Raw genomic sequence first — 26,969 nt, forward strand, 5'->3', positions numbered from 1 at the left:
TGACGCCCGTGGTGCCCGTGGCGCCCTTCGTGATCCGCCCGGCCCGCAGGGACGAGGCCGGGGCGCTGAGCGCGCTCGCACTGCGCTCGAAGGCCCACTGGGGCTACGACGAGGCGTTCATGGCCGCCTGCCGCGACGAGCTGACCCTCACCGAGGAGGCGGCGGCCGACAGCTTCGTGGCCGTCACCGAGGAGGACGGCACCGTCCTCGGCTTCACCACCCTCGGCGGGGCGCCGCCCGAGGGGGAGCTGGCCATGATGTTCGTCGAGCCGCACGCCATGGGCCGGGGTGTCGGGCGCCGGCTGTTCGCGCACGTCGCGGCCGCCGCCCGCGCGGCCGGCTTCACCCGGCTCACCATCGACGCCGACCCCGCCGCCGAGCCGTTCTACCGGGCCATGGGCGCCGTCCGCATCGGCTCCACGCCCTCCGGCTCCATCCCCGGCCGCACCCTGCCACTGCTCGAACTCACCCTGTAGCCGACCCCCGTTCCTCGGTGCCCTGGAACGGTGCGGGGGATTCCGGTGCGCGGCCGGGTCCCCGGCGCGGTCATACTTGACGGCCCGTCAGCGCTTCGTCGACCTCGCCCACGCCGCCGACCCCCGGCGGCTGCCTGCCCCTACAGCTCCTCCCTCAACCGCGCCCAGGTGTGCGTGTCCAGCGCGTCGTAGGGGCCGATGCGGGAGAGTTCGACGCCGTCACGCCCGAACGCGACGACGACGGGCCGGTCGCGACCGCTGTCATGAGGAGACGTCCAGGCGGCGACGAGCCCGCGCTGCCCGGGGGGAGCGTCGATCCGGCGCTCGCCCACGAGGACGTGGCCCACCTCCGGCCCGAGGCGGAGTGTGACGCAGCCGATCCACGGGGCGGTGGCGATGGAACGTGGCGGGTCGAGGCGCCGGGTGAGGCTGAGCCCGCCTCCGCAGCCGCGGACCTCAAGCACGTCGCACAGGCCCGTACCGGCGTGAACGCCATCCGTGATGCCGCCCCCCAGCGATCGCCACTGCTCGTCGTACCACTCCAGGAGCGCCGTGTGCTCCCGCGCCCGCTCGGACTTCGGACGCCACACGCTCCAGACCGCTCCGACGCCCGCGGTGGTGTCGACATCGGCCGACACCACCGTCAGGACACGTCGCGGCAGCCACCGCGGCTGCGGGTCGGCGCCTGCCAGCACGCGCCTCACCATGCCGGGCAGAAGGGCATCCACCCAGCGCGCCACCCGTACGTCGCCTCCCCCTGGCATACGTCGGCGATACCCGGTGAGCTCGATCCGTAAGCGCCGGCCCGCAGCCGCCGGTGGACCGCCGCGGCTATCCGGCGAGCGCCGCCGCCACGGAGTCGCCGACCGGGGTGGTGGGGCGGCCGATCAGCCGGGCGAGGGTGCCGCTGGTGCCGGCCAGCAGCCCGCGGCCGATCGCGCGGTCCACGTCCACCAGCACCTCGGCGAACGGCCGGGGCAGCCCGGCCCCGGCCAGGATCTCCAGGTGCTGCTCGGGCGGCACCTCGCGGTAGACGACGTCCCGCCCGGAGCGCTCCGCGACCAGCGCCGCGTACTCCGCGAAGCTCCACGCGGTGTCCCCGCTCAGCTCGTACGCGGAGTTCTCGTGGCCCTCCTCGGTGAGCACGGCCGCCGCGGCGGCCGCGTAGTCGGCGCGGGCGGCGCTGGCGACCCGGCCCTCGCCGGCGCTGCCCACGACCGCGCCGTGCTCCAGCACGGTCGGCAGCTGGGCGGTGTAGACCTCGCTGTACCAGCCGTTGCGCAGGAACACGTACGGCACCTTCGAGGCGAGGATCAGCTCCTCGGTGGCCTGGTGCTCGCGGGCCAGCGCGAAGTCGGCGTCCGGGCCGCCGAGGACGCTGGTGTACGCCAGCAGCGCGACACCCGCCTCGCGGGCCGCGTCCACCACGGCGGTGTGCTGCGGGACGCGTCGGCCCACGTCGGCGCCGGAGACGAACAGCACCCGGTCGCCGGCCTGGAAGGCGGCCTTGAGCGTCTCGGGCCGGTCGTAGTCGGCCACCCGCAGCTCCACGCCCCGCGCGGCCAGGTCGGCGCCCTTCTCCTCGCTCCGGACCACGGCGGCGACGGCGTCCGGCGCGACCCCGCGCTCCAGCAGGTCGGCGATGACCAGCCGGCCCAGATGCCCGGTCGCTCCGGTGACGACGATGCCCATGGTGAGTGCTCCGTTCTGCGGGTGGTGTACGGCCTGCGGCCGCCTGCCCGGCCACCGTAGCCCCGTCACTCACCAGGGGTAAGTACCTACCCTTTCGTGCGGTACGCACCTGGAGGTATGCAAGGAGGTCAGCGAGGTGCGGACGCGCCGACCGCCGGGGAGGGAGGGCGGCGCCGACCGCGCGCCGCCCTCCCTCCCCGCGTACCGGCGGGCTCAGCCGGTGACGGTCCAGGTGTCGTTCCCGGCGAGGAGGGTGGCGAGGTCGCCGGGGCCCCGGGCGGTGGTGGCGTGGTGGAGCTGGGCGTTGAGGCCGTCGTCGTAGGTGGGGTGGTGGACGTCGCGGAGGACGCCGACGGGGGTGTGGCGGAGGGTGTGCGGGTCGGCGAGACGGGTGAGGGCGTAGGCGGTGGTGGGGTTGTCGGCGTGGGCGTCGTGGACGAGGACGCCGTCGGTGCCCTCGGTCGTGGTGTCGATGACGGTGAGGTCGCCGGTGGCGGGGTCGCGGACGACCCCCTTGTGGCCGAGCCCGTCGGGGCCGGGGGTGCCGAAGCGGATGGGCCGGCCGTGTTCGAGGCGGATGAGGGCGTCGGCGGCGGTGTCGCGGTCCTTGAGGGTGTCGAAGGCGCCGTCGTTGAAGATGTTGCAGTTCTGGTAGATCTCGACGAGGGCGGTGCCGTGGTGGGTGGCGGCCGCGCGCAGCACCGACTGGAGGTGGGCGCGGTCGGAGTCGAGGGTCCGGGCGACGAAGGTGGCCTCGGCCCCCAGGGCCAGCGACAGCGGGTTGAAGGGCGCGTCGACGGAGCCCATCGGGGTGGATTTGGTGATCTTGCCGGTCTCCGAGGTGGGGGAGTACTGGCCCTTCGTCAGGCCGTAGATGCGGTTGTTGAAGAGCAGGATCTTGAGGTTGACGTTGCGGCGCAGCGCGTGGATGAGGTGGTTGCCGCCGATGGACAGGGCGTCGCCGTCACCGGTGACGACCCAGACGCTGAGGTCGGGGCGGGACGCGGCCAGGCCGGTGGCGATGGCGGGGGCACGGCCGTGGATGGAGTGCATGCCGTAGGTGTTCATGTAGTAGGGGAAGCGGCTGGAGCAGCCGATCCCGGAGATGAACACGATGTTCTCGCGGGCCAGGCCGAGTTCGGGGAGGAAGGACTGGACGGCGGCGAGGATGGCGTAGTCCCCGCAGCCGGGGCACCAGCGCACCTCCTGGTCGGACTTGAAGTCCTTCGTGCTCTGCGGGCCGGTCGCCTTCGGGATGAGCGTCAGCGCGGGCGCGTCGGCCAGGGCGCCCGCGGCGGGGCGGGCGGCGGCGCGGGGCCGGGCCGCGGCGGGCCTGCCGCCCTCGGCGTCAGGGGAGCCCAGGGCGGAGGCCGCGGCGGGGGCGGCCGGCGCTGCGGTGTCAGGCAGGTCAGGCAAGGTCGGCCTCCTTGGTGATGGCCTGGGCGAGGTGCTCGGCTTTGAAGGGGAGTCCGGTGACTTGGGTGATGGGGCGGGCGTCGACGAGGTAGGCGGCGCGGAGCTGGTGGGTGAGCTGGCCGAGGTTCATCTCGGGGACGAGGACGTGCCGGTAGGCGCGGAGGACCTGGCCGAGGTTGGCGGGGAAGGGGTTGAGGTGGCGCAGGTGGGCCTGGGCCACGTGGTGGCCCCGCTGGCGCAGCCGGCGGACGGCCGCGGTGATGGGTCCGTAGGTGGAGCCCCAGCCGATGACCAGGGTCGACGCGTCGCCGTGCGGGTCGTCGACGGCGAGGTCGGGGACGTCGATACCGTCGATCTTGGCCTGGCGGGTGCGGACCATGTGGTCGTGGTTGGCCGGGTCGTAGGAGATGTTGCCGGTGCCGTCCTGCTTCTCGATCCCGCCGATGCGGTGTTCCAGGCCGGGGGTGCCGGGTACGGCCCAGGGGCGGGCCAGGGTGGCGGGGTCGCGCAGGTAGGGCCAGAAGTCCTCGGTGCCGTCGCCGGCGGTGTGGTTCGGACCGGTCGCGAACTCCACCGGGAACGCCGGGAGTTCCTCGGGTGCGGGGATGCGCCAGGGTTCGGAGCCGTTGGCCAGGTAGCCGTCGGACAGCAGCAGGACGGGGGTGCGGTAGGTGACCGCGATCCGGGCGGCCTCCAGTGCGACGGCGAAGCAGTCCCCGGGGGTCGCGGGCGCCAGGACCGGCACCGGTGCCTCCCCGTTGCGGCCGTACATCGCCTGGAGCAGGTCGGCCTGCTCGGTCTTGGTCGGAAGGCCGGTGGAGGGGCCGCCGCGCTGGATGTCCACGACCAGCAGCGGCAGTTCCAGGGAGACGGCCAGGCCGATGGTCTCGGACTTGAGCGCCACCCCGGGGCCGGAAGTGGTGGTGACGGCGAGGGAGCCTCCGAACGCGGCGCCCAGGGCGGCGCCGATCGCGGCGATCTCGTCCTCGGCCTGGAAGGTCCGCACACCGAAGTTCTTGTGCTTGGACAGCTCGTGGAGGATGTCGGAGGCCGGGGTGATCGGGTAGGAGCCCAGGAACAGGGGTAGGCCGGAGCGGTCGCCGGCGGCGATCAGGCCGTACGCCAGGGCCAGGTTCCCCGAGATGTTGCGGTAGGTGCCGGGGGCGAAGGCGGAGGCGGCCGGGGCGACCTCGTAGGACACGGCGAAGGACTCCGTCGTCTCGCCGAAGTTCCACCCCGCCCGGTAGGCGGTGACGTTCGCCTGCGCGATGTCCGGCTTCTTCGCGAACTTCCCCCGCAGGAAGGCCTCGGTCGTCTCCGTGGGCCGGTGGTACATCCACGACAACAGCCCCAGCGCGAACATGTTCTTCGCCCGCTCCGCGTCCCTGCGCGCCAGCCCCGAACCCTTCAGCGCTTCCAACGTCAGCGACGTCAGGGGGACTTGGTGGAGGGTGTAGGAGTCCAGGGAGCCGTCCTCCAGCGGGCTCGCGGCGTAGCCGACCTTCGCCAGCGCGCGCGGGGTGAACTCGTCGGTGTTCACGATCACCGACGCCCCCGCCGGAAGGTCGGACAGATTCGCCTTCAACGCCGCCGGGTTCATCGCGACCAGCACGTCCGGGGCGTCCCCGGGGGTGAGGATGTCGTGGTCGGCGAAGTGGAGTTGAAAGGACGACACCCCCGGCAGGGTGCCTGCTGGAGCACGGATCTCCGCCGGGAAGTTCGGCAGCGTCGACAGGTCGTTGCCGAACGAGGCCGTCTCCGACGTGAACCGATCACCCGCCAACTGCATTCCGTCACCGGAGTCCCCGGCGAACCGGATCACCACCCGGTCCAGCCGGCGGGTCTCCTTGACGCTCGTGCGCTGCTCTCCCAGGACACCGGAGTGCACTGCCGGGGCCTCGGCCCCGGCGGACTCCTGTCCCTCGTCGATCGGGCTGCTGACCTGGCTGGTCACGGAATCGATCCTCCTTCGAGGAGACACGGCTCACCGGTCATCGTACGTCGGTAAGGGTGCCCTTCCCGGGAGGTCGGGGAATGTGGAACGCGCGTGTGCGCGGGCGCATACGGCCTCCGAGCAGGCCCGCGAAGCCGCCGTACTCCGAACGTGCTGAGTACGGCGGCGTACCGCCGGACGGCGGCGGGGTGCGGTCGGAGTGCGGCCCGGCGGCGGCGGGGTGCGGCCGCACGCCGGGCTCCGGGCTCCGGGGGTTCAGGACCTCAGGTAGGTCAGCACCGCCAGCACCCGCCGGTGGTCGCCCTCGCTCGGCGCCAGCCCCAGCTTGAGGAAGATGTTGCTGACGTGCTTCTCCACGGCGCCGTCGCTGACCACCAGCTGCTTGGCCACCGCCGAGTTCGTCCGCCCCTCGGCCATCAGCCCGAGCACCTCCCGCTCGCGCGGGGTGAGCGCGGCCAGCACGTCCTGCTTGCGGCTGCGGCCCAGGAGCTGCGCCACCACCTCCGGGTCGAGCGCGGTGCCGCCCTCGGCGACCCGCACCACGGCGTCCACGAACTCCCGTACCTCGGCGACCCGGTCCTTGAGCAGGTAGCCCACCCCGCGGGTGCTGCCGGCCAGCAACTCGGTGGCGTACTGCTCCTCCACGTACTGCGACAGCACCAGCACGCCCACCCCCGGATACTCCCTGCGCAACTGGACGGCGGCCCGCACGCCCTCGTCGGTGTGCGTCGGCGGCATCCGCACGTCCGCGACCACGACGTCCGGCAGCGCGTCCTGCCCGGCGAGCTCCCGTACCGCCTTGATCAGCGCCTCGGCGTCGCCCACGCCGGCGACCACGTCGTGGCCCCGGTCGGTCAGCAGGCGCGTCAACCCCTCCCGTAGCAGTACCGAATCCTCCGCGATGACGACCCGCACCCTGTCCTCCACAATCCGGTTCCCCCGTGGCTCCCCCGCGGGAGACGACTTCCCTGCCGCTCCGGCCGACACCGGCCGGTACCAGCTCTCTCCGGCCGGCACCGCGCCCTGCCTGCGCCGACGCTCCGCCGGCGGCGCGTTCCCGCTCCGTTCCCGCTCCGTTCCCGCACCGTGCCGGCGCCGCGCCGACTCCTGCCGACTCTTCCAGCATCCCAGCACCGGGGCCGTCGAGGGGAATACGGTTTGGAGGGCAAGGTTGCGCCCTAGGCGGCGGGTGGGCCTCTCCGCACCCGCGCCGTCCAGGAGAGGAGAGCGTGTGCGCGCGGTCGGTTTCGACGTCGTCGACGGTCCCGAGGCCCTACGCCCGGTGGAGGTCCCGGCACCGGTGCCCGGCCCCGGGCAGGTGCTGGTCAGAGTCGCGTACGCCGGGGTGAACCATGGCGAGGCGCCGCACCGGCAGGGCCGGGGCGGGCAACCGGGCGGGTTCACCGTGCCGGGCCTGGAGGTGTCGGGCGAGGTCGCGGCGGTCGGGCCGGGCGTGGCCGAGCCGGCCGTCGGCGAGCCGGTGGCCGCCTACCTGCCGGACGGCGGCGGGTACGCCGAGTACGCCGTCGCGCCCGCCGCGTTCGCCTTCCCGCTGGACGGCATCCCGCTGCGCGACGGCGGCGGCGCGGGCCTGACGCTCACCACCGCCTACGGGGTGCTCGCCGGGGCCGCCCGGCTGGCCCCCGGCGACAGCGTGCTGATCCACGCGGCGGCCGGCGGGGTCGGCACGGCAGCCGCCCAGATCGCCCGGACGCTGGGCGCGTCCGCGGTGTACGGCACGGTGGGCACGCCGGAGAAGGCCGAGTACGCGAAGCGTTTCGGCTACGACGCCGTCCACCCGCGCGAGCGGTTCACCGGACAGCTGCCCGAGGTGGACGTCGTGCTCGACCCGGTGGGCGGCCCCACCCGGCTGGCCTCGCTGTCCGTGCTGGCCCCGTTCGGCCGGCTCGCCGTCTACGGCGAGGCGGGGCGCCACCCGGACCTGGCCCTGCCGCTGGAGCCGCTGTGGCAGCGGAACCGGTCGGTGGCCGGCTACCACATCGGCGACCTGGCCCGCCGGTCCCCCGGGACGGTCCGCGCGCACGCCCAGGCCGCGCTCTGCATGCTCGCCTCCGGGGCGATCCGGATCGACGTCACCGCGGAGCTGCCGCTGGCGGAGGCGGGGGCGGCCCACACGGCGCCGGCCGAGCGGCGCGGCACCGGCAAGACGCTGCTCCGGGTCGGCTGACGCCTCCCCGCCCCGGCTCCGCGCCGACCTCCGGGCCGGTTCGGACCTCTGGGCCGGTTCGGACTTCCGGGCCGGTTCGGGCCGCCGGGCGGGTTCGGACTTCCGGGCCGGTTCGGGCCGCCGGCTCAGCCCGGGCCCGGCCGACCTGACGCCGGCAGGGCCCGGCCGGACGGCCCGGGTCCTGGTCAGGCCCGCCACGGCAGCTCCGCGGAGACCCGGGTCGGCCCGCCCACCGGGGAGTCGACGGCGAGCACTCCGTCGACCGCGTCGAGCCGCTCCGCCAGCCCGGCCAGCCCCGAGCCGGCCGCCGTCGAGGCGCCGCCGCGCCCGTCGTCCTGGACGGTCAGCATCAGCCGGTCCTCGACCTGCCAGACGTCCACCGCCGCCCGCGCCGCGCCGCTGTGCTTGCTGACGTTCTGCAGCAGCTCGGAGACGGTGAAGTACGCGATCCCCTCCATCGCCGGCACCGGGCGGCCCGGCAGGTCGACGGTGACCGTGACCGGGACGGTGCAGCGGGCGGCCACCGCCGACAGCGCCGGGCCCAGGCCGCGGTCGGTGAGGATCGCCGGGTGGATGCCGCGGGCGAGGTCGCGCAGCTCCTGGAGGGCGATCTTCACCTCGCCGTGCGCCTCCTCCACCATCGCCGCGCCGGCCCGCGGGTCCTCCAGCAGCTTCTCCCTGGCCAGGCCGAGGTCCATGGCCAGGGCCACCAGGCGGGCCTGGGCGCCGTCGTGCAGGTCCCGTTCGATGCGGCGCAGGTCGGCGGCGGCCGTGTCGACGACCACGCCGCGGTCCGACTCCAGCTCGGTGACCCGGGTGTCCAGCCGGGACGGCCCGAGCAGCCCGCCGACCAGCAGCCGGCCGACGTGCCCCATGCCGCGCACCAGCCACGGCGTGAGCAGGACGGTCGCGCCGCCGGCGGCCACGCACAGCAGCATGTCGAGCGGGGTGTGCAGCACCCAGCCGTGGCCGTGGCCGTCGCCGTACACCTGGATGCCGTTCTGGCCGAAGCAGACGGGGAAGACCCACCGCCACAGCGGGTAGGTCAGCAGCCCCCAGCCGTAGGCCAGGAAGGTCAGGGTCACGACGAAGGTGGCGATGCCCCAGGGGAAGAACAGCAGGCAGTAGAGGGCGTGCCGCCAGTTGACGCCGCTGCCCAGCTGCGCCCCCAGCCGGGCGAACAGGCCGCTCTTGCGGGCGTGTACCGGCCGCGGCTCGTCCACCTCCATCCGCAGCAGCCCGCGCGCCCGGGCCCGCTCCACGTACCCGACGGCCCGGCAGCCGGCCAGCGCCAGCGCCAGCACCGGCAGTCCGACGAACGTCACCAGCAGCCCCGCGCCGAGTGAGAACGCGACCACCGTCCAGACGAAGCCGATCAGGCACATCGGCAGGTTCAGCAGCACGTACCCGGTCTCCCGCCACGTGCGGGCCGCGAAGGGGGCACGCAGCACCGCCGGGCACCAGTGCGCCCGCTCTTCTCGCGGGTCGACAACGCCGTACGCCATGGTGGGAACCGTCCTCTCCGGGCCGATCTGGTCAGGTTTCCAGCCTGCCGTCGCGCGGGCGCACGCCCCATGGTGCGGATCGGCCTCTTCGGGGTGGGGTAATCCCCACCCCTGGGCTTCCGGGGAACTCGTGCGGGAACCCCGCCGGGGAACTCGTGCGGGAACCCCTCCGGGGGCCCGTGCGGGAACCCCTCCGGGGCAGGTCGACAGGTTCTAACGGGGGCCCGACGGGCTCAAGGAGCGGTCGCGCCAGGGGAGTTCCGCCGTCACCACGGTCGGCCCGCCCTCGGGCGAGGAGACCACGAACAGGCCGTCCACCGACCGCAGCCGCTCCGCCAGTCCGGCCAGCCCGGAGCCGCCGGACACGTCGGCGCCGCCCTTCCCGTCGTCCCGGACCTGGAGCATCAGCCGGTCGCCGCCGCGCCACACCTCCACCGAGGCGCCGCGCGCCCGGCTGTGCTTGCTGACGTTCTGCAGCAGCTCGGAGACGGTGAAGTACGCGATCCCCTCGATGGCCTCGGCCGGCCGGGCGGCCAGGTCCACGTTGACGGCGACCGGGACGGTGCACCGCGAGGCCACCGAGGACAGGGCGGCGTCCAGGCCGCGGTCGGTGAGGATCGCCGGGTGGATGCCGCGGGCGAGGTCGCGCAGCTCCTGGAGGGCGATCTTCACCTCGCCGTGCGCCTCGCCGACCATCTTCGCCGCCGCCTCCGGGTCCTCCAGCAGCTTCTCCCGGGCCAGGCCGAGGTCCATGGCCAGGGCCACCAGCCGGGCCTGGGCGCCGTCGTGCAGGTCCCGTTCGATGCGGCGCAGATCGGCGGCGGCCGTGTCGACGACCACGCCGCGGTCCGACTCCAGCTCCGCGATCCGCCGCTCCAGCCCGTCGGACGGCGACAGCAGCCCGCGCACCAGGGACCGGTCCAACGCCGCCATGGCGCGGGCCAGGAACGGCAGCACCGGCCAGAGCAGGAAGAGCGCGACCAGCGTGACAGTGAAGGTGAGGATGCCCCACGGCAGCCGGACGGCCAGGAAGAGCGAGCTGCGCCAGGCCACCGGGTCCTTGAGCGTCGTCCACAGCCAGGGCAGGAAACCGCCCAGCGTCTTCGCCCGCAGCGGGCGCGGCTCCTCCACCCGCACCCCGAGGAAGCGCCGGGCCCGCGCCCGCTCGATCCGGCCCAGGCCGCGGCTGCCCATCAGGCCCACCGCCAGCAGCGGCAGCCCGACCACGGTGACGGAGAGACCGGCGCCAAGCGCCAGCGTGGTCACCACGTACACGAACCCGACCACCGCCATGGGGAGGTTCACCAGCAGGTGCGCGACCTCCTTCCACGTCGCGCGGTCGTAGGCGAAGCGGGGCGCGGGCAGCGGTGCCTGCGGCGGCTCGCCGTCCGCGGCGGGGTGGGCGCCGGCGGGCTGCCCGGGACGGGAGCCGGTGCCGGGTTCGGTGCCCTTTCCGGTGCCGGGGTGTGCCGCGGGACCCGGACCGGCGGGTTGCCCGGGGCGCGGACCGTGGTGCTGCCCGGCGGAACCGGGGCGCGGGGGCGTGGAGTCCATGGCGCCCAGCCTGCCGTCCCGAGGGGGCGCGCGCCATGGGGTGCGCCGTCGTGGCCGGGGTGGGGTTATCCCCCGTTATGTTTTTCGTGGTCCTGCAAGAGGGCCGCTGGCCTCCGGGCCCGGTATGACTTTTGCCCCCTGTCGATCGGATGACCTGGGGGGTGGTGTCACCGGGCCCGAGGGGTGCCGTCGGAGACGCTGATGAGAGGTCCGGCCGCCGCCCGGCCCGGCGCAATGCCCGGCCATCCGCGGGCGGCAGGTCTGCATAACGTGGATGCGCGAGAACGGCCCCGATGCCCAGGCCAGCAGGCAACGAGCATGTGGGGGCACGGTGATCGACACAAGCGGTGTGGGCGTCTTCCTCGGACTGGACGTCGGCAAGAGCACCCACCACGGGCACGGCCTGACGCCGACCGGCAAGACGGTCTTCGACAAGCAGCTGCCCAACAGCGAACCGAAGCTGCGGGCGGTCTTCGGCAAGCTCGCGGCGAAGTTCGGCACCGTGCTGGTGGTCGTGGACCAGCCCGCCTCGATCGGCGCCCTGCCACTGGCCGTGGCCCGCGACGCGGGCTGCCGGGTCGCCTACCTGCCGGGCCTTGCCATGCGCCGGATCGCCGACCTCTACCCGGGCGAGGCCAAGACCGACGCCAAAGACGCCGCAGTGATCGCAGACGCCGCCCGCACCATGCCCCACACCCTGCGCTCGCTGGAACTCACCGACGAGATCACCGCCGAACTCACCGTCCTCATCGGCTTCGACCAGGACCTCGCAGCAGAGGCCACCCGCACCTCCAACCGGATACGCGGCCTGCTCACCCAGTTCCACCCCAGCCTCGAACGCGTCCTGGGCCCGCGTCTGGACCACCAGGCCGTCACCTGGCTCCTGGAACGCCACGGATCCCCGACCGCCCTACGCACAGCCGGCCGCCGCAAGCTCGTCGAACTGATCCGCCCCAAGGCCCCCCGCATGGCCACCCGACTCATCGACGACATCTTCGACGCCCTCGACGAACAGACCGTCACCGTCCCCGGCACCGGCACCCTTGACATCGTCGTCCCGTCCCTGGCCCGCTCCCTCGCGGCCGTCCACGAGCAACGCCGAGCCCTGGAAGCCCAGATCAGCGAACTCCTGGAGGCCCACCCTCTTTCCCAGGTCCTGACGTCACTGCCCGGCGTCGGCGTCAGGACCGCCGCAGTCCTCCTGGTCACCGTCGGCGACGGCAGATCCTTCCCGAGCGCCGCCCACCTCGCCTCCTACGCCGGCCTGGCACCAGCGACCAGATCCTCCGGAACCTCGATCCACGGCGAGCACGCCCCCAGAAGCGGGAACCGCCAGCTCAAACGCGCGATGTTCCTCTCCGCCTTCGCCGCCCTCCACGACCCCGCCTCCCGCACCTACTACGACAAATGCCGGACCCGCGGCAAAACCCACACCCAAGCCCTCCTCCGACTCGCCCGCCACCGCATCAGCGTCCTGTTCGCCATGCTCCGCGACGGAACCTTCTACGACCCACCCCAATCCGATGCAGCCACCGCATGACCACCCCAAACTTGACGAAAGACATAGAGGCACCCCGCCGGAACCCGGCCGGAACCCGGCCAGACCTGGGCAGACCTGGGCAGGGCTCGGCCGGAACCGGGCCGGAACGCGACCGGAGCCTGGGCAGAGCCCGGCCGGAACCCGGCCGGCAACCGGCCAGACCCGGCCAGACCCGGTCAGACCTCGGGTGGCAGTCGGCGGTCGGAGCCGGAGCGGCAGGTCGGCGGGGGTCAGGGCGCGCGTCGCGCGGGCGGGGGAGGACAACCCCGGACGGCTGGCGGGGGCGATCCGGGCAGGGCCTAGACTCCCTCCGTATAAATCGTCTAAAGATCTGCCCGGGTCACTGGACAGGGCGGGTCATCGAGGACCACGAGGGACGAAGCGGAATGGAGGGCTGACGGACGTGGACTCCAGCCACGGCAACTCCTCTGCCGCCACCCAGGGCTTGTCGCAGGACACGCTGCACGGCTACTTCCACGGCTATGCCGTGGTGGGGCTGGTCGCGGTCCTCGGCATGCTCTTCGTGGCCGTCGCCTTCGCCTCCAACCGGCTGCTGCGGCCGTCGGTGCCCACCCCGGAGAAGCTGCTCAGCTACGAGTGCGGCGTCGACCCGGTGGGCGAGGGCTGGGCGCACACCCACATCCGCTACTACGTCTACGCGTACCTCTACGTGATCTTCGCCGTCGACGCGGTCTTCCTCTTCCCCTGGGCGACGGTCTTCTCCGCGGCCGGGTTCGGCGGGACCACGCTGGTGGAGATGTTCGTCTTCCTCGGCTTCCTGGCGGTCGGGCTGCTCTACGCGTGGAAGAAGGGCGTGCTGGAATGGACGTGACCCACGGGGCACACGTGGCCGAAGGAGCCCAGGGCACGCAGGCGCTGCCCGAACCGCGGCGGCTCGGCCCGCTGGCGCGGCTGGCCCCCGAGCCGATGAAGGTGGTCCTGAACTGGGGCCGCCGCTACAGCCTGTGGGTGTTCAACTTCGGACTGGCCTGCTGCGCGATCGAGTTCATCGCCGCGTCCATGGCCCGCCACGACTTCATCCGGCTCGGCGTGATCCCCTTCGCGCCCGGCCCGCGCCAGGCCGACCTGATGGTGGTCTCCGGCACCGTCACCGACAAGATGGCGCCCGCCGTCAAGCGGCTGTACGAGCAGATGCCCGAGCCGAAGTACGTGATCTCCTTCGGCGCCTGCTCCAACTGCGGCGGCCCCTACTGGGACTCCTACTCCGTCACCAAGGGCGTCGACCAGATCATCCCCGTCGACGTCTACGTGCCCGGCTGCCCGCCCCGGCCCGAGGCGCTGCTCCAGGGCATCCTCAAGCTCCAGGAGAAGATCGCGCAGGAGTCGCTGAGCGAGCGGTACGCCACCCGCGGCGACCGCCGCGCCCGTGCCGCGGCCCTCACCAGCGGCCTGGTCACCCCGCCGCCCGCGCCGTCCGCGTCTTCCGGGCCGTCCGCGTCTTCCGGGCCCGCCGGGTCCGCCGGGCCTGCCGACTCCGAGGGGTCCGGGCCGGACGCGGGGGAGGACGCGCGGTGACCGGGTTCGACCAGCTGCCCGAAGGCGCCGCCGAGGTCTTCGGCGAGGGCGCGACGGCGGAGGAGGCGTACGGGCTGCTCACGGTGGACGTGCCGCCCGCTGCCTGGGTACAGGCGCTCACCACCGCCCGCACCACCCTGGGCTGCACCTTCTTCGACTGGCTGAGCGCCGTGGACGAGCCCGGCACCGGCTTCCAGGTGTGCGCGCACGTGGTCCGCCTGGAGGGCGGCCCGCACGGGCTGCTGCTGCGCACCACCGTGCCGTACGAGGCGGCCGAACTGCCCACCGCCACCGGTGTCTACGCCGGCGCCGCCTGGCACGAGCGGGAGACGCACGAGATGTTCGGCGTCGGCTTCGCCGGACACCCCGGCCTCGACCCGCTGCTGCTCCCCGAGGAGTTCGAGGGCCACCCGCTGCGCAAGGACTTCGTGCTGGCCGCCCGCGTGGCCAAGGCGTGGCCGGGCGCGAAGGAGCCGGGGGAGTCGCACGACGGCGGCCCCAAGCGGCGCCAGATGATGCCGCCCGGCGTGCCCGACCCGAACGAGTGGGGCCCGCTCAAGGGCCAGCTGCCCCCGGCCCCCGCCCGGCCGGCCCGCGCCGGCCGCGCCGCCGCGGGCGAGCGCCCGGCGCGGCGTACCCGGAGCGTCAGCGAGGGGTCGGCGAGCCAGGCGGCGGCCGAGCCCGCCCCCGAGGCACCCGGCGCGCCTGCCGGTCCCGCCACCCCCGCCGGTCCCGCCACCCCCGGCCGGCCGGCCGCGGAAGGCCGCGCCGACGGCACCGGGCGGCCCGCACGGCGCACCCCGGACGCGCCCTGGGAGCAGCCCCGTCCGCCGCGCGAGCCGCAGAAGCCCGAGGCCGCACCCGCGCCGGAGGCCGAGCCCGCCGCGCCCGAGCCCGCGAGGCCCGAGGCCGAGGCGCCCAAGGCCGAGCCCGAGGCGCCCAAGGCTGAGCCCGAGAGGCCCGAGGACGAGCCCAAGGCCGAGCCCGAGAGGCCCGAGCCCGCCGCCGGGAAACCCGTCGAACCGGTCGAGCCTGTCGAACCGGTCGAGCCCGCCGAACCCGTCCACCCCCCGGAGGAGTCGGCGGGCGGGCCGGCGGACCAGCGCGAGGAACCGAGCGGGAACGAGACGGAAGAAGGAGGCGGCACCCCGTGAACGACACGCTCGACGTCGTCCTGCGGTTGGTCGCCGTCCTGGTCGCCTTCCTCGTGCTGCCCCTGGCGGTCGGCCAGGCCGAACACAAGGTGATGGCGCACATGCAGGGCCGGCTCGGCCCGATGTACGCGGGCGGCTTCCACGGCTGGGCGCAGCTCGTCGCCGACGGCGTCAAGTTCGCCCAGAAGGAGGACGTGGTCCCGGCCGACGCCGACCGTCCCGTCTTCCAGCTCGCCCCCGCGGTCGCGCTGCTGCCGTACCTGCTGGTGCTCATCGCCATCCCGGTCGGCCCGCACGGCTTCGTCGGCCAGGCGCTGGACGCCGGGCTGTTCTTCGTGCTCGCCGTGATGGGCGTCGGCGTCCTCGGCTCGCTGATGGCCGGCTGGGCGTCGGCGAACAAGTTCTCCCTGCTGGGCGCGCTGCGCTCGGCGGCCCAGCTGATGGCGTACGAGCTGCCGATGCTGCTCGCGGCGGCCTCCGTGGCGATGGCCGCGGGCACCCTGTCGCTGCCCGGCATCGTGGACTCGTACCACTGGTGGTGGACGCCGTGGCAGCTGATGGGCGGCGTGGTGTTCTTCACCGCCGGCCTCGCCGAGCTCCAGCGGCCGCCGTTCGACATGCCCGTCGCCGACTCGGAGATCATCTTCGGCGCCTACACCGAGTACACCGGCCTGCGCTTCGCGCTGTTCCTGCTCGCCGAGTACGCCGGCATCGTCGTGCTGTGCGGCCTGACCACCGTGCTCTTCCTCGGCGGCTGGCACGGCCCGTGGTCGGGCTCGGTGGGCTGGCTGTGGACGCTGCTGAAGGCGGCGGTGCTGGCGTTCGTCGTGATCTGGCTGCGGGTGAGCTACCCGCGGCTGCGCGAGGACCAGCTGATGAAGTTCGCGTGGACGGTGCTGATCCCGGTCGCGCTCGTGCAGATCGCCCTGACCGGCGTCGTGAAGGTGGTGACCTCCTGATGAGCGCGTCGCGCTCCTCGATCCCGGGTTCCGGTCTGGCCAAGGGCCTGGCCGTCACCCTGCGGACGATGACCCGCAAGAGCGTCACCGGCCGCTACCCCGACACGCAGCCCGCGCTGCCGCCGCGCACCCGCGGCGTGATCGCGCTGTTCGAGGAGAACTGCACGGTCTGCATGCTGTGCGCCCGCGAGTGCCCGGACTGGTGCATCTACATCGACTCCCACAAGGAGACGGTGCCCGCGGCCGCGCCCGGCGGCCGGGAGCGCAGCCGCAACGTGCTCGACCGCTTCGCCATCGACTTCGCGCTGTGCATGTACTGCGGGATCTGCATCGAGGTGTGCCCCTTCGACGCGCTGTTCTGGTCGCCGGAGTTCGAGTACGCCGAGACCGACATCCGCGACCTCACCCATGAGCGGGACACGCTGCGGGACTGGATGTGGACGGTGCCCGCGCCGCCCGCCCTGGACCCCGCGGCCGAGGAGCCCAAGGAGGTCGCCGCCGCCCGCAAGGCAGCGCAGAAGGCCGCCCCGCCCGCGCCCCCGGCCGACCCGCCCGCGCCGTCCGGTCCGGCCGAGGAGGGCCCGCAGTGATCCACGCGACCATCGCGCACCGCGGCTTCATGTCGCCCACCGGCGTCGAGATCACCTTCCTGCTGGTCGGCCTGGCCACCCTGGGGGCCGCGGTCATCACCGTCACCACCCGGCAGCTGGTGCGCGCCGCCCTCTGGCTGGTCGTCGCGCTCGGCGGCATCGCCGTGGAGTACCTGCTGCTCACCGCCGAGTTCATCGCGTGGGTGCAGGTGCTGATCTACGTCGGCTCCGTGGTGGTGCTGCTGCTCTTCGGCCTGATGCTCACCAAGGCGCCGGTCGGCCACTCCCCGGACGCCGACTCCGAGAACCGCCCGGTGGCGCTGGCCGTGGCCGCGGTCGCGGCGGGCACCCTCGTGTGGGTGGTCGTCGACGCCTTCCGCAGCACCTGGATGAACCTGCACGGCCCCGGCGGCACCACGACGAAGGTCACCGGCGCCGCGCTCTTCCGCTTCTGGGTGCTGCCGTTCGAGGCGCTGTCGGTGCTGCTGCTGGCCGCGCTGGTCGGCGCGATCGTGCTCTCCCGCCGCCGCGCCGCCGAGACGGCCGGTCCGGGCGCCCCCGGCTCCGCCGCCGTCACCCGAGGCAGGGACGACTGATGCACCTCGTCTACCCGGCCGTCCTGGCCTCCCTGCTCTTCGCCGTCGGCGTGTACGGGGTGCTGGCCCGGCGCAACGCCATCCTCGTCCTGATGTCCGTCGAGCTGATGCTCAACGCCGTCAACCTCGACCTGGTGGCGTTCGACCGCTGGCTCTCCGACAGCCTGCACACCGGGCAGGCGCTGACGCTGTTCACCATCACCATCGCCGCCGCCGAGATCGGCCTGGGCCTGGCGATCGTGCTGCTGGTCCACCGCAACCGGGGCACCGCCGACATCGACCGTGTCACCGGCCTCGCCGACCCCGGCCGCCCGCTGGCCGGCGGCGACCCGTACGGCGACGGGGACGGCACCGGCGGCACCACGGACGACCCCGCCGGCGACCCCGCGGACGACGAGAAGGCCGAGGCCACCGCGTGACCCTGACCGCCTCCCTGGCCGCGCTCGTCCCGGCCCTGCCCTTCCTGGGCGCGGCCCTCGGGTTCCTGCTCGGCCGGCGCGCCCCCGGGTTCGTGCGCCCGCTGGCCGTACTGCCCGTCCTGACCTCGCTGGTGCTGGCCGCCCTGGTCGCCGCCCGGCAGGGCCCCGGGCACACCACCGACGCCTCCCACCGGCTCACCCCCACCGGCTCGATCCCGATCGACCTCACCCTGCACGTCGACGGCTTCGGCGCGACCATCGCGATCCTGGTGACCCTGGTCGCCACCTGCGTGCAGATCTACTCCGTGGCGTACCTGCGGGACGACCCGCGCTACCCGTCCTACGCGGCCGTGGTCAACCTCTTCACCGCCGCCATGCTGCTGGTCGTCTACACCGGCGACCTGATGGTGCTGCTGGTCGGCTGGGAGGTGATGGGCATCTGCTCGTACTTCCTCGTGGGCCACTACTGGGAGACCGAGGCCGCCCGCGCCGCCTCGCTCAAGGCGTTCCTGGTCACCAAGCTCGGCGACGTCCCCTTCCTGATCGGCGTGTTCGCGCTCGCCACCGACGCCGGAACGTTCCGCATCGACGGCATCACCGCCACCGCGCTCAACGGCGGCCTGCACCACCCCACCGTGGACGCGCTGCTGCTGCTCGCCGGGGTGGCGGGCAAGTCCGCGCAGTTCCCGCTGCACACCTGGCTGCCGGACGCGATGGCCGGCCCCACCCCCGTCTCGGCGCTGATCCACGCCGCCACCATGGTCGCCGCCGGCATCTACCTGGTGGCCCGGCTGCTGCCGGTGTTCACCGCCTCCGCCGCCGCGCTGGCCGTGCTGGCCGCCATGGCCGCCGTCACCATGATCGGCTCCGGCCTGGCCGCGCTCGCCCAGGACGACATCAAACGGGTGCTGGCCTACTCCACCATCGGCCAGCTCGGCTACATGGCCGGCGCGCTGGCCGTCGGCAACCGCGACGCGGCCCTCTTCCACCTGCTCTCCCACGGCGTGTTCAAGGCGCTGCTCTTCCTCGGCGCCGGCGTGGTCATCCACGCGGCCGGCACCAACTCGCTCACCGCGATGTCCCGCATGGGCGGCCTGGCCCGGCGGGTGCCCGACGCGATGTGGACGATGGCGATCGGCCTGGCGGCGCTGGCCGCGCTGCCGCCGCTGTCCGGCTTCTTCTCCAAGGAGTCGGTGCTGCGCGCCGCCGAGCACGCCGCCACCGGCGACACCCCGGACGTGCCCTCCGCCGTCGGCTGGACCGTGCTGGTCGCCGGCCTGCTCGCGGCGCTGCTCACCGGCGCCTACGCCACCCGGCTCTTCCTGCTGGCCTTCCGCGGCAGCGGCCCGCAGGCCCCCGACCACGGCCGCCAGCCGCTGCCGATGACCGCGGTGCTGTGGGTGCTGGCCATCCCGACCGTCGCCTTCGGCGGGCTCACCTACCGGCGGCTGCCCGACTGGTTCGCCTCCGTGCCCAGGAGCTCGCTGGGCCCGACGCTGATCACCGCCGTCCTCGGCACCGGCCTCGCCCTCGTCGGCGTGCTGGTCGTCTTCGGCGCCTGGCGGGCCGTCGGCGAGGCACGCCGGCGGGTGCCGATGGGCGCGGTGGTGGAGAACGCCGACGCCGACGTCGAACCCGCCCTGGTGGAGGCCGAGGCCATCGCCACCCACCAGCGGATCTACGGCGACATCGCCGGCGCCGACGACCCCGGCGACCCGGGACGGCTGCTGCTCGGCCCGCTGCACGCCAGCGCCAGCCACGGCTTCCGCCTGGACGCCGTCTACCACACCCTCTTCGTCCGGCCGGTGCTCGCCGCCGCCGAACTGGTCCGCTTCCTGGACCGCGACGTCGTCGAGACCTGGGTGAAGGGCGCCGCCGGCGCGCCGAACCTGCTCGGCGCCGCCGTCCGCAAGGCGCAGACCGGAAACGTCCAGACCTATCTCAGCGCACTGCTGGCCGGTGCGGTCGTCCTCGCCGTCCTCGTCGCCGTCGGAAGCTGACCCCCCGTGAACGACACCGCACTCCAGTACCTCCTCGCGGCCGTGCTCGTCCTGCCGCTGCTCGGCGCGCTCGCCGCGCTGCTGCCGGCGCCGCCCGGGCTGCGCGGACGCGACCCCGGCCAGGCGGTACTGCGCCACGGCGTCACCGTCACCGGCGCCGTGCTCGTCCTCGCGGTGGTGCTCGCGGCCGGCTTCGATCGCGGCCACCCCGGCCGTATGCAGGCCACCACCGACCTCGACTGGATTCCGGCCCTCCGCATCCACCTGCACCTCGGCGTCGACGGCATCTCGCTGCCGCTGGTGGTGCTCACCGCGCTGCTCACCTTCCTGTGCGCCCTCTACTCCTACTTCCACATGCCGGCCGGGCCCACGCCGAAGGCGTTCGTCGCCCTCATGCTGCTGCTGGAGGGCGGCACGCTCGCCTCCTTCGCCGTCCTCGACCTGATGCTCTTCTTCCTGGCCTTCGAGACGGTGCTGGTGCCGATGTACTTCCTCATCGCGCGCTGGGGCGGCGGCGACCGGGAGCGGTCGGCGCTCAAATTCATCGTCTACACCCTCCTCGGCTCGGTGGTCATGCTGCTGGGTCTGCTGCTGGTCGGCCTGAAAGCCGGCACCTTCGACATGGTGGCACTCGCCACTGACAACGGGTCACGCCTCAGTCACACCACGCAACTCGTCGCCGCCCTCGCCATCGGCATCGGCCTGGCGGTCAAGACCCCGATGTGGCCGCTGCACAGCTGGCTGCCCGACGCCCACACCGCCGCGCCCACCGCCGGCTCGGTGCTGCTGGCCGGGGTGCTGCTGAAGATGGGCACCTACGGGCTGGTGCGGATCGTGCTGCCCGAGACGCCCGAGGGCATCCACACCTTCGCCCCCTACCTGGCCGCGTTCGCCGTCGTCGGCATCGTCTACGGCTCGCTGGCCTGCCTCCAGCTCGCCCGGCAGGGCAACGGCGGCGACCTCAAGCGGCTGATCGCGTACTCCTCCGTCGGCCACATGGGCTTCGTGCTGCTGGGCATCGCCTCGCTGACCCGCACCGGCGTCAACGGCGCCCTGTTCGCCAACATCGCCCACGGCCTCATCACCGGCCTGCTGTTCTTCCTCGTCGGCGCCCTCAAGGACCGCTACGGCACCAGCGACCTCGACCAGCTGGCCGGCCGCACCGGCGCCGCCCTCTACGGCCGCGCCCCCCGGCTGGGCGGCCTGCTCGCCCTGGCCGCCGTGGCCTCCCTGGGCCTGCCCGGCCTGGCCGGGTTCTGGGGCGAGATGCTCGCGATGTTCGGCTCCTTCAAACCCGGCGCCGGCCTGGACCGCGGCGCCTACGTCACCTTCACCGCCGTCGCCGCCTTCGGCACCCTGCTGACCGCCGGCTACCTGCTCACCGTGGTCCGCCGGGTGTGCATGGGCGACCGCGGTACCGCCACCGCCGAACCCGCCCTCGCCGACGTGCGCGGCTACGAGTTCGCCGCCTGGACCCCGCTCGCCGCCCTGACCGTACTGGCCGGGCTGTGGCCGGCCGCCCTGCTCGGCCTCACCGACCCGGCCGTACGCTCCCTGCTCGGAGGCAGCTGATGACCACCGCTGCGCCGCTGCTCCTGGCGGCCTCGCCGTTCACCCAGCACGTCGACTGGGCCGCCGTCGCCCCCGCCGCGATCCCGGCCGCGCTGGCCGTCGTGGTGCTGGTCGCCGACCTGTTCGTGCCGCCCGCCCGCAAGCAGCTGCTCACCTGGGTCACCGTGGCCGGCCTCGCGCTGGCGCTGCTCTCGCTGGTGCCGCTGCGGGCCGGCGACCGCACCACCTTCTGCCTGGCCGACACCCACCTGGCCTGCTCCTACGCCGAGGACCGCTTCGCGCTCGTCGTCCAGGTGCTGGTGCTGGGCGGGGCGCTGGTGACCGCGCTGCTGTCGGCGCCCTCCGTCGAGGAGCTGCCGACCGGCGAGTTCTGGTTCCTGCTGCTGTCCTCCGCGGCCGGCGCCGCCCTGCTGCCCGCCTCCCGCGACCTGATCACCCTGATCGTCGCCCTGGAGGTCACCACCCTGCCGTCGTTCGCGCTGGTCGGGCTGCGCCGCGGCGACCGGCTGTCCAGCGAGGCGGCGCTGAAGTTCTTCCTCACCTCCGTCGCCGCCACCGCCGTCTCCCTGCTCGGCATCGCCTTCGTGTACGCGGCCACCGGCTCGCTGCACATGGAGACCGTCGCCCAGCAGCTCGGCCACACCCCCGGCCAGCTGCACACCCTCGCCAAGGCCGGCGCCGCGCTGACCCTGGTCGGCTTCGCCTTCAAGCTGGCCGTCGCGCCCTTCCACTTCTGGGTGCCCGACACCTACGCCGGCGCGCCGCTGCCGGTCGCCGCCTACCTGTCGGTGGTAGGCAAGGCCGCCGGCTTCTCCGGGCTGATCCTCGTCACCGCGCTGGCCTTCCACCCGTACGCGAGCACCTGGGGCCCCGCGATGGGCGTACTGGCCGCGCTGACCATGACGGTCGGCAACGTCGGCGCGCTGCGGCAGCGCCCGGGGGCCGAGCGTGGCGCCGTCCGGCTGCTGGCCTGGTCCTCCATCGGGCAGGCCGGCTACCTGCTCGTCCCGCTGGCCGCCGAGTCCGCGCACCACGCGCCCGGCCGGCACGCGGGCACCACGGTCGCCTACGCCCTGATGTACGCGGTGGTGAACTTCGGGGCGTTCGCGGTGGCCGCGCTGGTGACCCGCTCGGCACCCAGCGGCCGGCTCACCGACTACCGGGGCCTGTACGCCCGGCGCCCGGCCGCCGCCCTGGCGCTGGCGTTCTTCCTGCTCTGCCTGGCGGGGCTGCCGCCCGGGGTGATCGGGCTGTTCGCGAAGGTCGCGGTCTTCTCCACCGCCGTGGACGCCCAGCACGGATGGCTGGCCGTCATCATGGCCGTCAACGTGGTGATCGCGCTCGTGTACTACCTGCGGTGGACGGCGCTGCTGTTCGCCCGGGGCGGCCAGGCGCGGGCCGCGGGCGCTGGTGCCGCTGCTTCCAGTGCTTCCGGTGCTTCCGGTGCCGGCTCTGGCGGCTCGGTGGCGGTGGAGGGCGCGGGGACGGTCACGGGTACGGTCCCGGGTACTCCGTTCGGCCTAGCCGCGGCGATCGCGCTGACGGCGGTGGGCGCGCTGGTGCTGTCGGGCGCGCCCCAGATCGTCCTGCGGTACGCCCAGGGGACGCTGCTGTGAGCCGTCTCCGACGGTGAGGGGACGCGGGACGCCCGCCTCCCCCGGGGGGCGCGTACGGGCCCGCCCGGCGCGCTCCGCCGAGGTACCCGCCGGACAGCCGACCAGGCGCCACCCCGGGGTCGCCCTGCGTGTGCACAAGGGAACTATCGGCGCTTGACTCGCGTTGACCAGGGCAGGAGGTTTTCCTTAAAGGGGAGGTCCTCACGTCCCCTGACGTACGCATTGGAGGGCGCACGTGCACCGCCGGCACAACGGGTTGAAGACGGCCGTACTCCTCGGCGTCCTGTCGGCCATCATCCTGCTCATCGGCAGCGCTTTCGGCCGGACGGGGCTCATCGTCGCCCTCGTCATCGCCCTGGGCACGAACGCCTACGCGTACTGGAACAGCGACAAGCTCGCCCTGCGGGCCATGCGGGCCCGCCCGGTCAGCGAGTTCGAGGCACCGGAGATCTACCGGATCGTCCGCGAGCTGTCCACGGCCGCCCGCCAGCCCATGCCCCGGCTGTACATATCGCCCACCGAGGCCCCCAACGCCTTCGCCACCGGCCGCAACCCGCGCAACGCCGCCGTGTGCTGCACCGAGGGCATCCTGGGCATCCTCACCGAACGCGAGCTGCGCGGCGTCCTCGGCCACGAGCTGAGCCACGTCTACAACCGGGACATCCTGATCTCCTCCGTGGCCGGAGCCCTGGCCTCGGTGATCGTCTTCCTGGCGAACTTCGCCTGGCTGATCCCCGTCGGCCGCTCCGAGGACGACGACGGCCCCGGCATCCTCGGCATGCTCATGCTGGTCTTCCTCGGCCCGATCGCGGCGTCCCTCATCCAGCTCGCCGTCTCCCGCTCGCGCGAGTACGAGGCCGACGCCTCCGGCGCCCGCCTCACCGGCGACCCGCTGGCCCTGGCCTCCGCCCTCCACAAGCTCGAAGCGGGCGTGCGGCAGCGCCCGCTGGCGCCCGAGCCCCGGCTGGAGACCACCAGCCACATGATGATCGCCAACCCCTTCCGGCCCGGCACCGTATCCAAGCTCTTCTCGACCCACCCGCCCATGGCCGAGCGCATCAGGCGCTTGGAAGATATGGCAGGGAGTACGCGATGAAGACGATCCTCAACATCATCTGGCTGATCCTGTGCGGCCTGTGGATGTGCCTCGGCTACCTGCTGGCCGGCCTTCTGCTGTGCCTCACGATCATCGGGATCCCGTTCGGCGTCGCGGCGTTCCGGATCGGCCTCTACGCGCTGTGGCCCTTCGGGTACACCGCCGTCGACCGCCCCGACGCCGGCGCGCCCTCCTGCGTGGGCAACGTGCTGTGGCTGGTCCTGGCCGGCTGGTGGCTGGCGCTGGGGCACATCGTGACCGGGGTCGCGCTGTGCGTCACGATCATCGGCATCCCGTTCGGCATCGCGAACTTCAAGCTGATCCCGCTGTCGCTGATGCCGCTGGGCAAGGAGATCGTGCCGACGGACCAGCCGTTCGCAGCCCGCGCGTAGGCCCTTCCGGAGGCCGCCCCTTGGCGCCCCCTGGGGCTGCCGTGCGCCCGGCTTCCCCGCTGTCTCCTCCCGCCGGCCGTCCCCGAGGCCCTGAGGGCGCGTGAGACCCCCTGAGGCCCTGGCACCCAGCGGGCGGTGCCTGCCGCCCCGACGGAGCCGTGACCGCTGGAAAGCGATGCCGGAGGCGTCGGACGACTTCTTCACCCGGTTCGGGTCTCCCGCCGGTTCGGGTCTCCCGCCGGCGAGGGGGCGGGGAAGCCGTCCCACCGGACGGGCTGTGACGCCGTCGCCCAGCCCGACCCTGCCCGTGGCCGAACGACCAGGGCACAACGAGGGCGGCGGCGGAGTCGGTCCCCGCCGGAGTGTCCTCGTCGTGCCCTGTGATCGCCCGGAGCCCACGGCTGCGCAGGTCGGGCGGAAGCGTCAGCGGTAGTTGACGAACTGGAGGGCGAAGTCGAGGTCCTTCTCGCGCAGCAGGGACTGGACGGCCTGGAGGTCGTCGCGGCTCTTGGAGCTGACCCGCAGCTCGTCGCCCTGGACCTGGGCCTTGACGCCCTTGGGGCCCTCGTCGCGGATGATCTTCGCGACCTTCTTGGCGTTCTCCTGGGAGATCCCCTCCTCGATCGAGGAGAAGATCTTGTACTCCTTCCCGGAGAGCTGCGGCTCGCCCGCGTCCAGCGCCTTGAGCGAGATCCCGCGCTTGACCAGCTTGGTCTCGAAGACGTCCAGGATCGCCTTGACCCGCTCCTCGGAGTTCGCCTCCATGAGGATCTTCTCGCCGGACCAGGAGATCGAGGCGCCGACGTTCTTGAAGTCGTAGCGCTGCGAGATCTCCTTGGCGGCCTGGTTGAGGGCGTTGTCGACCTCCTGCCGCTCGACCTTCGAGACGATGTCGAAACTGGAGTCGGCCATCTTCAGTTGGCTCCTTGGCTGTGTACGTCGTACGGGCAGGTCATGCGTGCGCGGCGGGCGCCTCCGGGCTGTCGCGCGGGCGCGCCGGTCCCGCCGCGCCCACCGTCCCGACCGGGACCGCCACCGGCCCAGCCTAGCCACCAGACTCCACCGGAGCCCTGATCAATGCGGTGGCGAACCACCCCACCGGATCAGGTATCGTTTACCCCGTCGCCACGACCGGCCCGACCAGGACCGACCTCGTGACGTCGTCCCATGGCGGTATGCCCGAGTGGCCAATGGGAGCGGACTGTAAATCCGTCGGCTTAGCCTACCGTGGTTCGAATCCACGTGCCGCCACGCCATCAAGGGGCCCTTCACCTGCGGAAACGCGGGTGAAGGGCCCCTTTGGCATGGGTGGGTTCCGGACGAGGTGTCCCGCCGTGGGCCGTTCGCGTCTTGTGGGCCGTCCCGCGTCGCCGTCTCCGAGCCTCCAAGGATGAGGCGGAGTTCGGACGGGTACGCGGACACCGGACCCCAGCCGTTGCGCCCAGCCAGCACGCCCTCAACTGCTCCTCCGTACAGAGACGAACGGAGGCGGGCAGCCGCAGGTGCCGGCCGTTGTGCTCGGCCGGGTAGCGGCGCCTCTGCTCGGCGGTGGCGGGCTGTGCGTCGTTGTGCGGGGTGTGGGTGGGTGTTGCTCCGTGTATCTCCGCGCTGATGTGGGTTGTGCTCGGTCGGGTCACGGGTGGGTCCCGGCGGGGTGTTGTCGTGGGGGTGGGTGGTGGCGGGTGGGACGGGGTGTCTTCGCTGGTCGGTGGCGGGGTGGTGGGGTGGCGGATTGTGGTGTGGCTGGTTGTGGCTGTAACGGGAATGTCCCGGGCGGTGGTTGTGCGGAACGGCGTGCGGGCCGGGCGGGTCCTGGTGATTGACGATCACTCGTACCGCTCCGTTCGGGGCGGTCGCCGCTGCCTCATCGCATGTGAAGGAAGAAATGATGCGCGCTCGCAAGGTCACTCTCGCTGTCCTGGCTGTTGCCGCCGGTCTCTCGCTCGCCGCGTGCCAGGGCGGTACTGGCGGTGCGGCGCAGAGCGCGCCTTCGTCCGTGCCGGCCGTGTCCTCCTTGGCCGGCGGTTCGGGTTCGGGTTCGGGTGGTGCGGATCAGGGCGGTGGGGCGGAGTCGGCTGGGACCGGCTCGGGTGGTGCGGGTGCTGGGGTCGGCTCTGACGGGAGCACCAGCACCGGGTCCGGCTCCGGTTCCGGTGGGAGCAATGGGGCCGGCTCCGGCACCAGCGGCGGGACCGCGTCCAACGCGAACAGCGGGGTCGGCCGGTGCCACACGGGGGAGTTGGAGATCACGGCGCAGGACGGCACCATCGACGGTGATCCCGAGGGGACCGTCGTGGTGGAGCTGAAGAACCAGGGCGGCGGGGACTGCGTGATCGCCGGGTACGCGGGTGTCGACCTGGAGACCAGTGCGGGAGCGCTGTCCGCGCAGCGCACGGGTCAGGAGACGACGTCGAGTGTCCTCAAGAGCGGGGAGTCGACGTACTTCCCCGTCGAGTATCCGATCAACACCTCGGGTGGCTCCGGGGTGCGTGTCACGGGGCTGGTGGTCACCCCGCCGAACGAGACGACGTCGGTGACCCTCAGCTGGCCGGGTGCCGCCACCCTGCCGGTCACTGACGGCTCCGGCTCGCCGGTGCAGGTCGGTCCGGTCGGAAGCGCCGGTCAGGGCGGCGAGTGACCTGCGCGCCGGCGCCCGCTCGGGTAGTTCCGCGGCGCGGGGATCTCCGGTCAGGCGACGCGGGCCCGCGTGGTGG

At 73.4% G+C, this 26,969-nt stretch carries 24 protein-coding genes and 1 tRNA gene; 17 read left to right on the forward strand and 8 right to left on the reverse strand.

The window, feature by feature from the left end; all coding sequences use genetic code 11:
• The first annotated feature begins 8 nt into the window (after window positions 1-8).
• Window positions 9-476, forward strand: coding sequence for a GNAT family N-acetyltransferase (locus tag BS72_RS19635; protein ID WP_232792640.1), 468 nt, complete (start codon window positions 9-11; stop codon window positions 474-476).
• A gap of 140 nt (window positions 477-616) precedes the next feature.
• Here BS72_RS19635 and BS72_RS19640 read toward each other — a convergent pair whose 3' ends face one another.
• The 5 genes from BS72_RS19640 to BS72_RS19660 all read right to left on the reverse strand — a co-directional run bounded on the left by BS72_RS19640 (window position 617) and on the right by BS72_RS19660 (window position 6,453).
• On the reverse strand, window positions 617-1,171 hold the full coding sequence (locus tag BS72_RS19640; protein ID WP_037916758.1) for a hypothetical protein: 555 nt from the start codon (window positions 1,169-1,171) through the stop codon (window positions 617-619).
• Window positions 1,172-1,307: 136 nt separating this feature from the next.
• The gene (locus BS72_RS19645; RefSeq protein ID WP_037912258.1) at window positions 1,308-2,168 is read right to left on the reverse strand and encodes an SDR family oxidoreductase; all 861 of its coding nucleotides are present in this window, start codon (window positions 2,166-2,168) and stop codon (window positions 1,308-1,310) included.
• Window positions 2,169-2,381: 213 nt separating this feature from the next.
• Window positions 2,382-3,452 (reverse strand): 2-oxoacid:ferredoxin oxidoreductase subunit beta, encoded by a 1,071-nt coding sequence (locus tag BS72_RS19650; protein ID WP_037916760.1) that lies wholly within the window; start codon window positions 3,450-3,452, stop codon window positions 2,382-2,384.
• 124 nt (window positions 3,453-3,576) lie between these two features.
• Entirely contained in the window at window positions 3,577-5,538 is a 1,962-nt protein-coding gene (locus BS72_RS19655) for a 2-oxoacid:acceptor oxidoreductase subunit alpha (protein WP_037912261.1), read from the reverse strand.
• A 255-nt stretch (window positions 5,539-5,793) separates the two neighbouring features.
• Window positions 5,794-6,453 carry a response regulator transcription factor gene (locus tag BS72_RS19660; protein ID WP_037916762.1) on the reverse strand — a complete coding sequence of 220 codons (660 nt, stop codon included), beginning with the start codon at window positions 6,451-6,453 and terminating at the stop codon, window positions 5,794-5,796.
• A 316-nt stretch (window positions 6,454-6,769) separates the two neighbouring features.
• Between BS72_RS19660 and BS72_RS19665 the strand changes: the two genes are divergently transcribed.
• Window positions 6,770-7,726, forward strand: coding sequence for a quinone oxidoreductase family protein (locus tag BS72_RS19665; protein WP_037912264.1), 957 nt, complete (start codon window positions 6,770-6,772; stop codon window positions 7,724-7,726).
• A 185-nt stretch (window positions 7,727-7,911) separates the two neighbouring features.
• Here the strand turns inward: BS72_RS19665 and BS72_RS19670 are convergent, their stop codons facing one another.
• Window positions 7,912-9,231: a sensor histidine kinase gene (locus BS72_RS19670; RefSeq protein WP_037912268.1), complete on the reverse strand. Its 1,320-nt coding sequence runs from the start codon at window positions 9,229-9,231 to the stop codon at window positions 7,912-7,914.
• Window positions 9,232-9,444: 213 nt separating this feature from the next.
• A complete protein-coding gene (locus BS72_RS19675) occupies window positions 9,445-10,785 on the reverse strand; it encodes a sensor domain-containing protein (RefSeq protein WP_078901487.1) in 1,341 nt (446 codons plus the stop codon).
• Window positions 10,786-11,116: 331 nt separating this feature from the next.
• Between BS72_RS19675 and BS72_RS19680 the strand changes: the two genes are divergently transcribed.
• The 13 genes from BS72_RS19680 (at window position 11,117) to BS72_RS19740 (ending at window position 24,255) form a co-directional block, all read left to right on the forward strand.
• The gene (locus BS72_RS19680) at window positions 11,117-12,325 is read left to right on the forward strand and encodes an IS110 family RNA-guided transposase (RefSeq protein WP_037910641.1); all 1,209 of its coding nucleotides are present in this window, start codon (window positions 11,117-11,119) and stop codon (window positions 12,323-12,325) included.
• A gap of 514 nt (window positions 12,326-12,839) precedes the next feature.
• On the forward strand, window positions 12,840-13,157 hold the full coding sequence (locus BS72_RS19685; protein WP_198546018.1) for an NADH-quinone oxidoreductase subunit A: 318 nt from the start codon (window positions 12,840-12,842) through the stop codon (window positions 13,155-13,157).
• The gene (locus tag BS72_RS19690; protein ID WP_051951289.1) at window positions 13,148-13,861 is read left to right on the forward strand and encodes an NADH-quinone oxidoreductase subunit B; all 714 of its coding nucleotides are present in this window, start codon (window positions 13,148-13,150) and stop codon (window positions 13,859-13,861) included. The genes BS72_RS19685 and BS72_RS19690 overlap by 10 nt, the downstream gene beginning before the upstream one ends.
• Window positions 13,858-15,015: an NADH-quinone oxidoreductase subunit C gene (locus BS72_RS19695; protein ID WP_051951290.1), complete on the forward strand. Its 1,158-nt coding sequence runs from the start codon at window positions 13,858-13,860 to the stop codon at window positions 15,013-15,015. The genes BS72_RS19690 and BS72_RS19695 overlap by 4 nt, the downstream gene beginning before the upstream one ends.
• The gene (nuoH, locus tag BS72_RS19700) at window positions 15,012-15,974 is read left to right on the forward strand and encodes an NADH-quinone oxidoreductase subunit NuoH (RefSeq protein ID WP_037912271.1); all 963 of its coding nucleotides are present in this window, start codon (window positions 15,012-15,014) and stop codon (window positions 15,972-15,974) included. The genes BS72_RS19695 and nuoH overlap by 4 nt, the downstream gene beginning before the upstream one ends.
• On the forward strand, window positions 15,974-16,564 hold the full coding sequence (locus BS72_RS19705; protein ID WP_037912273.1) for a 4Fe-4S binding protein: 591 nt from the start codon (window positions 15,974-15,976) through the stop codon (window positions 16,562-16,564). The genes nuoH and BS72_RS19705 overlap by 1 nt, the downstream gene beginning before the upstream one ends.
• A gap of 29 nt (window positions 16,565-16,593) precedes the next feature.
• Window positions 16,594-17,160: an NADH-quinone oxidoreductase subunit J family protein gene (locus tag BS72_RS19710; RefSeq protein ID WP_051951975.1), complete on the forward strand. Its 567-nt coding sequence runs from the start codon at window positions 16,594-16,596 to the stop codon at window positions 17,158-17,160.
• A complete protein-coding gene (gene nuoK, locus BS72_RS19715) occupies window positions 17,160-17,579 on the forward strand; it encodes an NADH-quinone oxidoreductase subunit NuoK (RefSeq protein WP_037912278.1) in 420 nt (139 codons plus the stop codon). Before BS72_RS19710 ends, nuoK begins: the two co-directional genes overlap by 1 nt.
• A complete protein-coding gene (locus BS72_RS19720; protein WP_037912280.1) occupies window positions 17,576-19,579 on the forward strand; it encodes an NADH-quinone oxidoreductase subunit 5 family protein in 2,004 nt (667 codons plus the stop codon). Before nuoK ends, BS72_RS19720 begins: the two co-directional genes overlap by 4 nt.
• A gap of 6 nt (window positions 19,580-19,585) precedes the next feature.
• A complete protein-coding gene (locus BS72_RS19725; protein ID WP_037912281.1) occupies window positions 19,586-21,151 on the forward strand; it encodes a complex I subunit 4 family protein in 1,566 nt (521 codons plus the stop codon).
• Window positions 21,151-22,767, forward strand: a complete 1,617-nt coding sequence (locus BS72_RS19730; protein WP_037912282.1) for an NADH-quinone oxidoreductase subunit N — start codon at window positions 21,151-21,153, stop codon at window positions 22,765-22,767. The genes BS72_RS19725 and BS72_RS19730 overlap by 1 nt, the downstream gene beginning before the upstream one ends.
• Before the next feature lie 235 nt (window positions 22,768-23,002).
• A complete protein-coding gene (gene htpX, locus BS72_RS19735; protein ID WP_037912283.1) occupies window positions 23,003-23,863 on the forward strand; it encodes a zinc metalloprotease HtpX in 861 nt (286 codons plus the stop codon).
• Complete coding sequence (locus BS72_RS19740) at window positions 23,860-24,255, forward strand: YccF domain-containing protein (protein WP_037912284.1); 396 nt, start codon at window positions 23,860-23,862, stop codon at window positions 24,253-24,255. The genes htpX and BS72_RS19740 overlap by 4 nt, the downstream gene beginning before the upstream one ends.
• 423 nt (window positions 24,256-24,678) lie before the next feature.
• Here the strand turns inward: BS72_RS19740 and BS72_RS19745 are convergent, their stop codons facing one another.
• Window positions 24,679-25,167 carry a YajQ family cyclic di-GMP-binding protein gene (locus BS72_RS19745; RefSeq protein ID WP_037912285.1) on the reverse strand — a complete coding sequence of 163 codons (489 nt, stop codon included), beginning with the start codon at window positions 25,165-25,167 and terminating at the stop codon, window positions 24,679-24,681.
• Between the two features lie 257 nt (window positions 25,168-25,424).
• Between BS72_RS19745 and BS72_RS19750 the strand changes: the two genes are divergently transcribed.
• Window positions 25,425-25,506, forward strand: a tRNA-Tyr gene (locus BS72_RS19750).
• Between the two features lie 637 nt (window positions 25,507-26,143).
• Window positions 26,144-26,893 (forward strand): DUF4232 domain-containing protein, encoded by a 750-nt coding sequence (locus tag BS72_RS19755; protein WP_037916772.1) that lies wholly within the window; start codon window positions 26,144-26,146, stop codon window positions 26,891-26,893.
• The last annotated feature ends 76 nt before the right edge of the window (window positions 26,894-26,969 follow it).

The organism is Actinacidiphila yeochonensis CN732, from assembly GCF_000745345.1.
Lineage (GTDB): Bacteria > Actinomycetota > Actinomycetes > Streptomycetales > Streptomycetaceae > Actinacidiphila > Actinacidiphila yeochonensis.

Bases quoted from the DNA above. Each gene is read 5' to 3' on its own strand.
- BS72_RS19645 (WP_037912258.1), bottom strand. From the start codon at position 2,168: ATGGGCATCGTCGTCACCGGAGCGACCGGGCATCTGGGCCGGCTGGTC.
- BS72_RS19670 (WP_037912268.1), bottom strand. From the start codon at position 9,231: ATGGCGTACGGCGTTGTCGACCCGCGAGAAGAGCGGGCGCACTGGTGC.
- BS72_RS19675 (WP_078901487.1), bottom strand. From the start codon at position 10,785: ATGGACTCCACGCCCCCGCGCCCCGGTTCCGCCGGGCAGCACCACGGT.
- BS72_RS19685 (WP_198546018.1), top strand. From the start codon at position 12,840: ATGCTCTTCGTGGCCGTCGCCTTCGCCTCCAACCGGCTGCTGCGGCCG.
- BS72_RS19690 (WP_051951289.1), top strand. From the start codon at position 13,148: ATGGACGTGACCCACGGGGCACACGTGGCCGAAGGAGCCCAGGGCACG.
- BS72_RS19705 (WP_037912273.1), top strand. From the start codon at position 15,974: ATGAGCGCGTCGCGCTCCTCGATCCCGGGTTCCGGTCTGGCCAAGGGC.
- BS72_RS19710 (WP_051951975.1), top strand. From the start codon at position 16,594: ATGTCGCCCACCGGCGTCGAGATCACCTTCCTGCTGGTCGGCCTGGCC.
- nuoK (WP_037912278.1), top strand. From the start codon at position 17,160: ATGCACCTCGTCTACCCGGCCGTCCTGGCCTCCCTGCTCTTCGCCGTC.
- BS72_RS19730 (WP_037912282.1), top strand. From the start codon at position 21,151: ATGACCACCGCTGCGCCGCTGCTCCTGGCGGCCTCGCCGTTCACCCAG.
- BS72_RS19740 (WP_037912284.1), top strand. From the start codon at position 23,860: ATGAAGACGATCCTCAACATCATCTGGCTGATCCTGTGCGGCCTGTGG.
- BS72_RS19745 (WP_037912285.1), bottom strand. From the start codon at position 25,167: ATGGCCGACTCCAGTTTCGACATCGTCTCGAAGGTCGAGCGGCAGGAG.
- BS72_RS19755 (WP_037916772.1), top strand. From the start codon at position 26,144: ATGCGCGCTCGCAAGGTCACTCTCGCTGTCCTGGCTGTTGCCGCCGGT.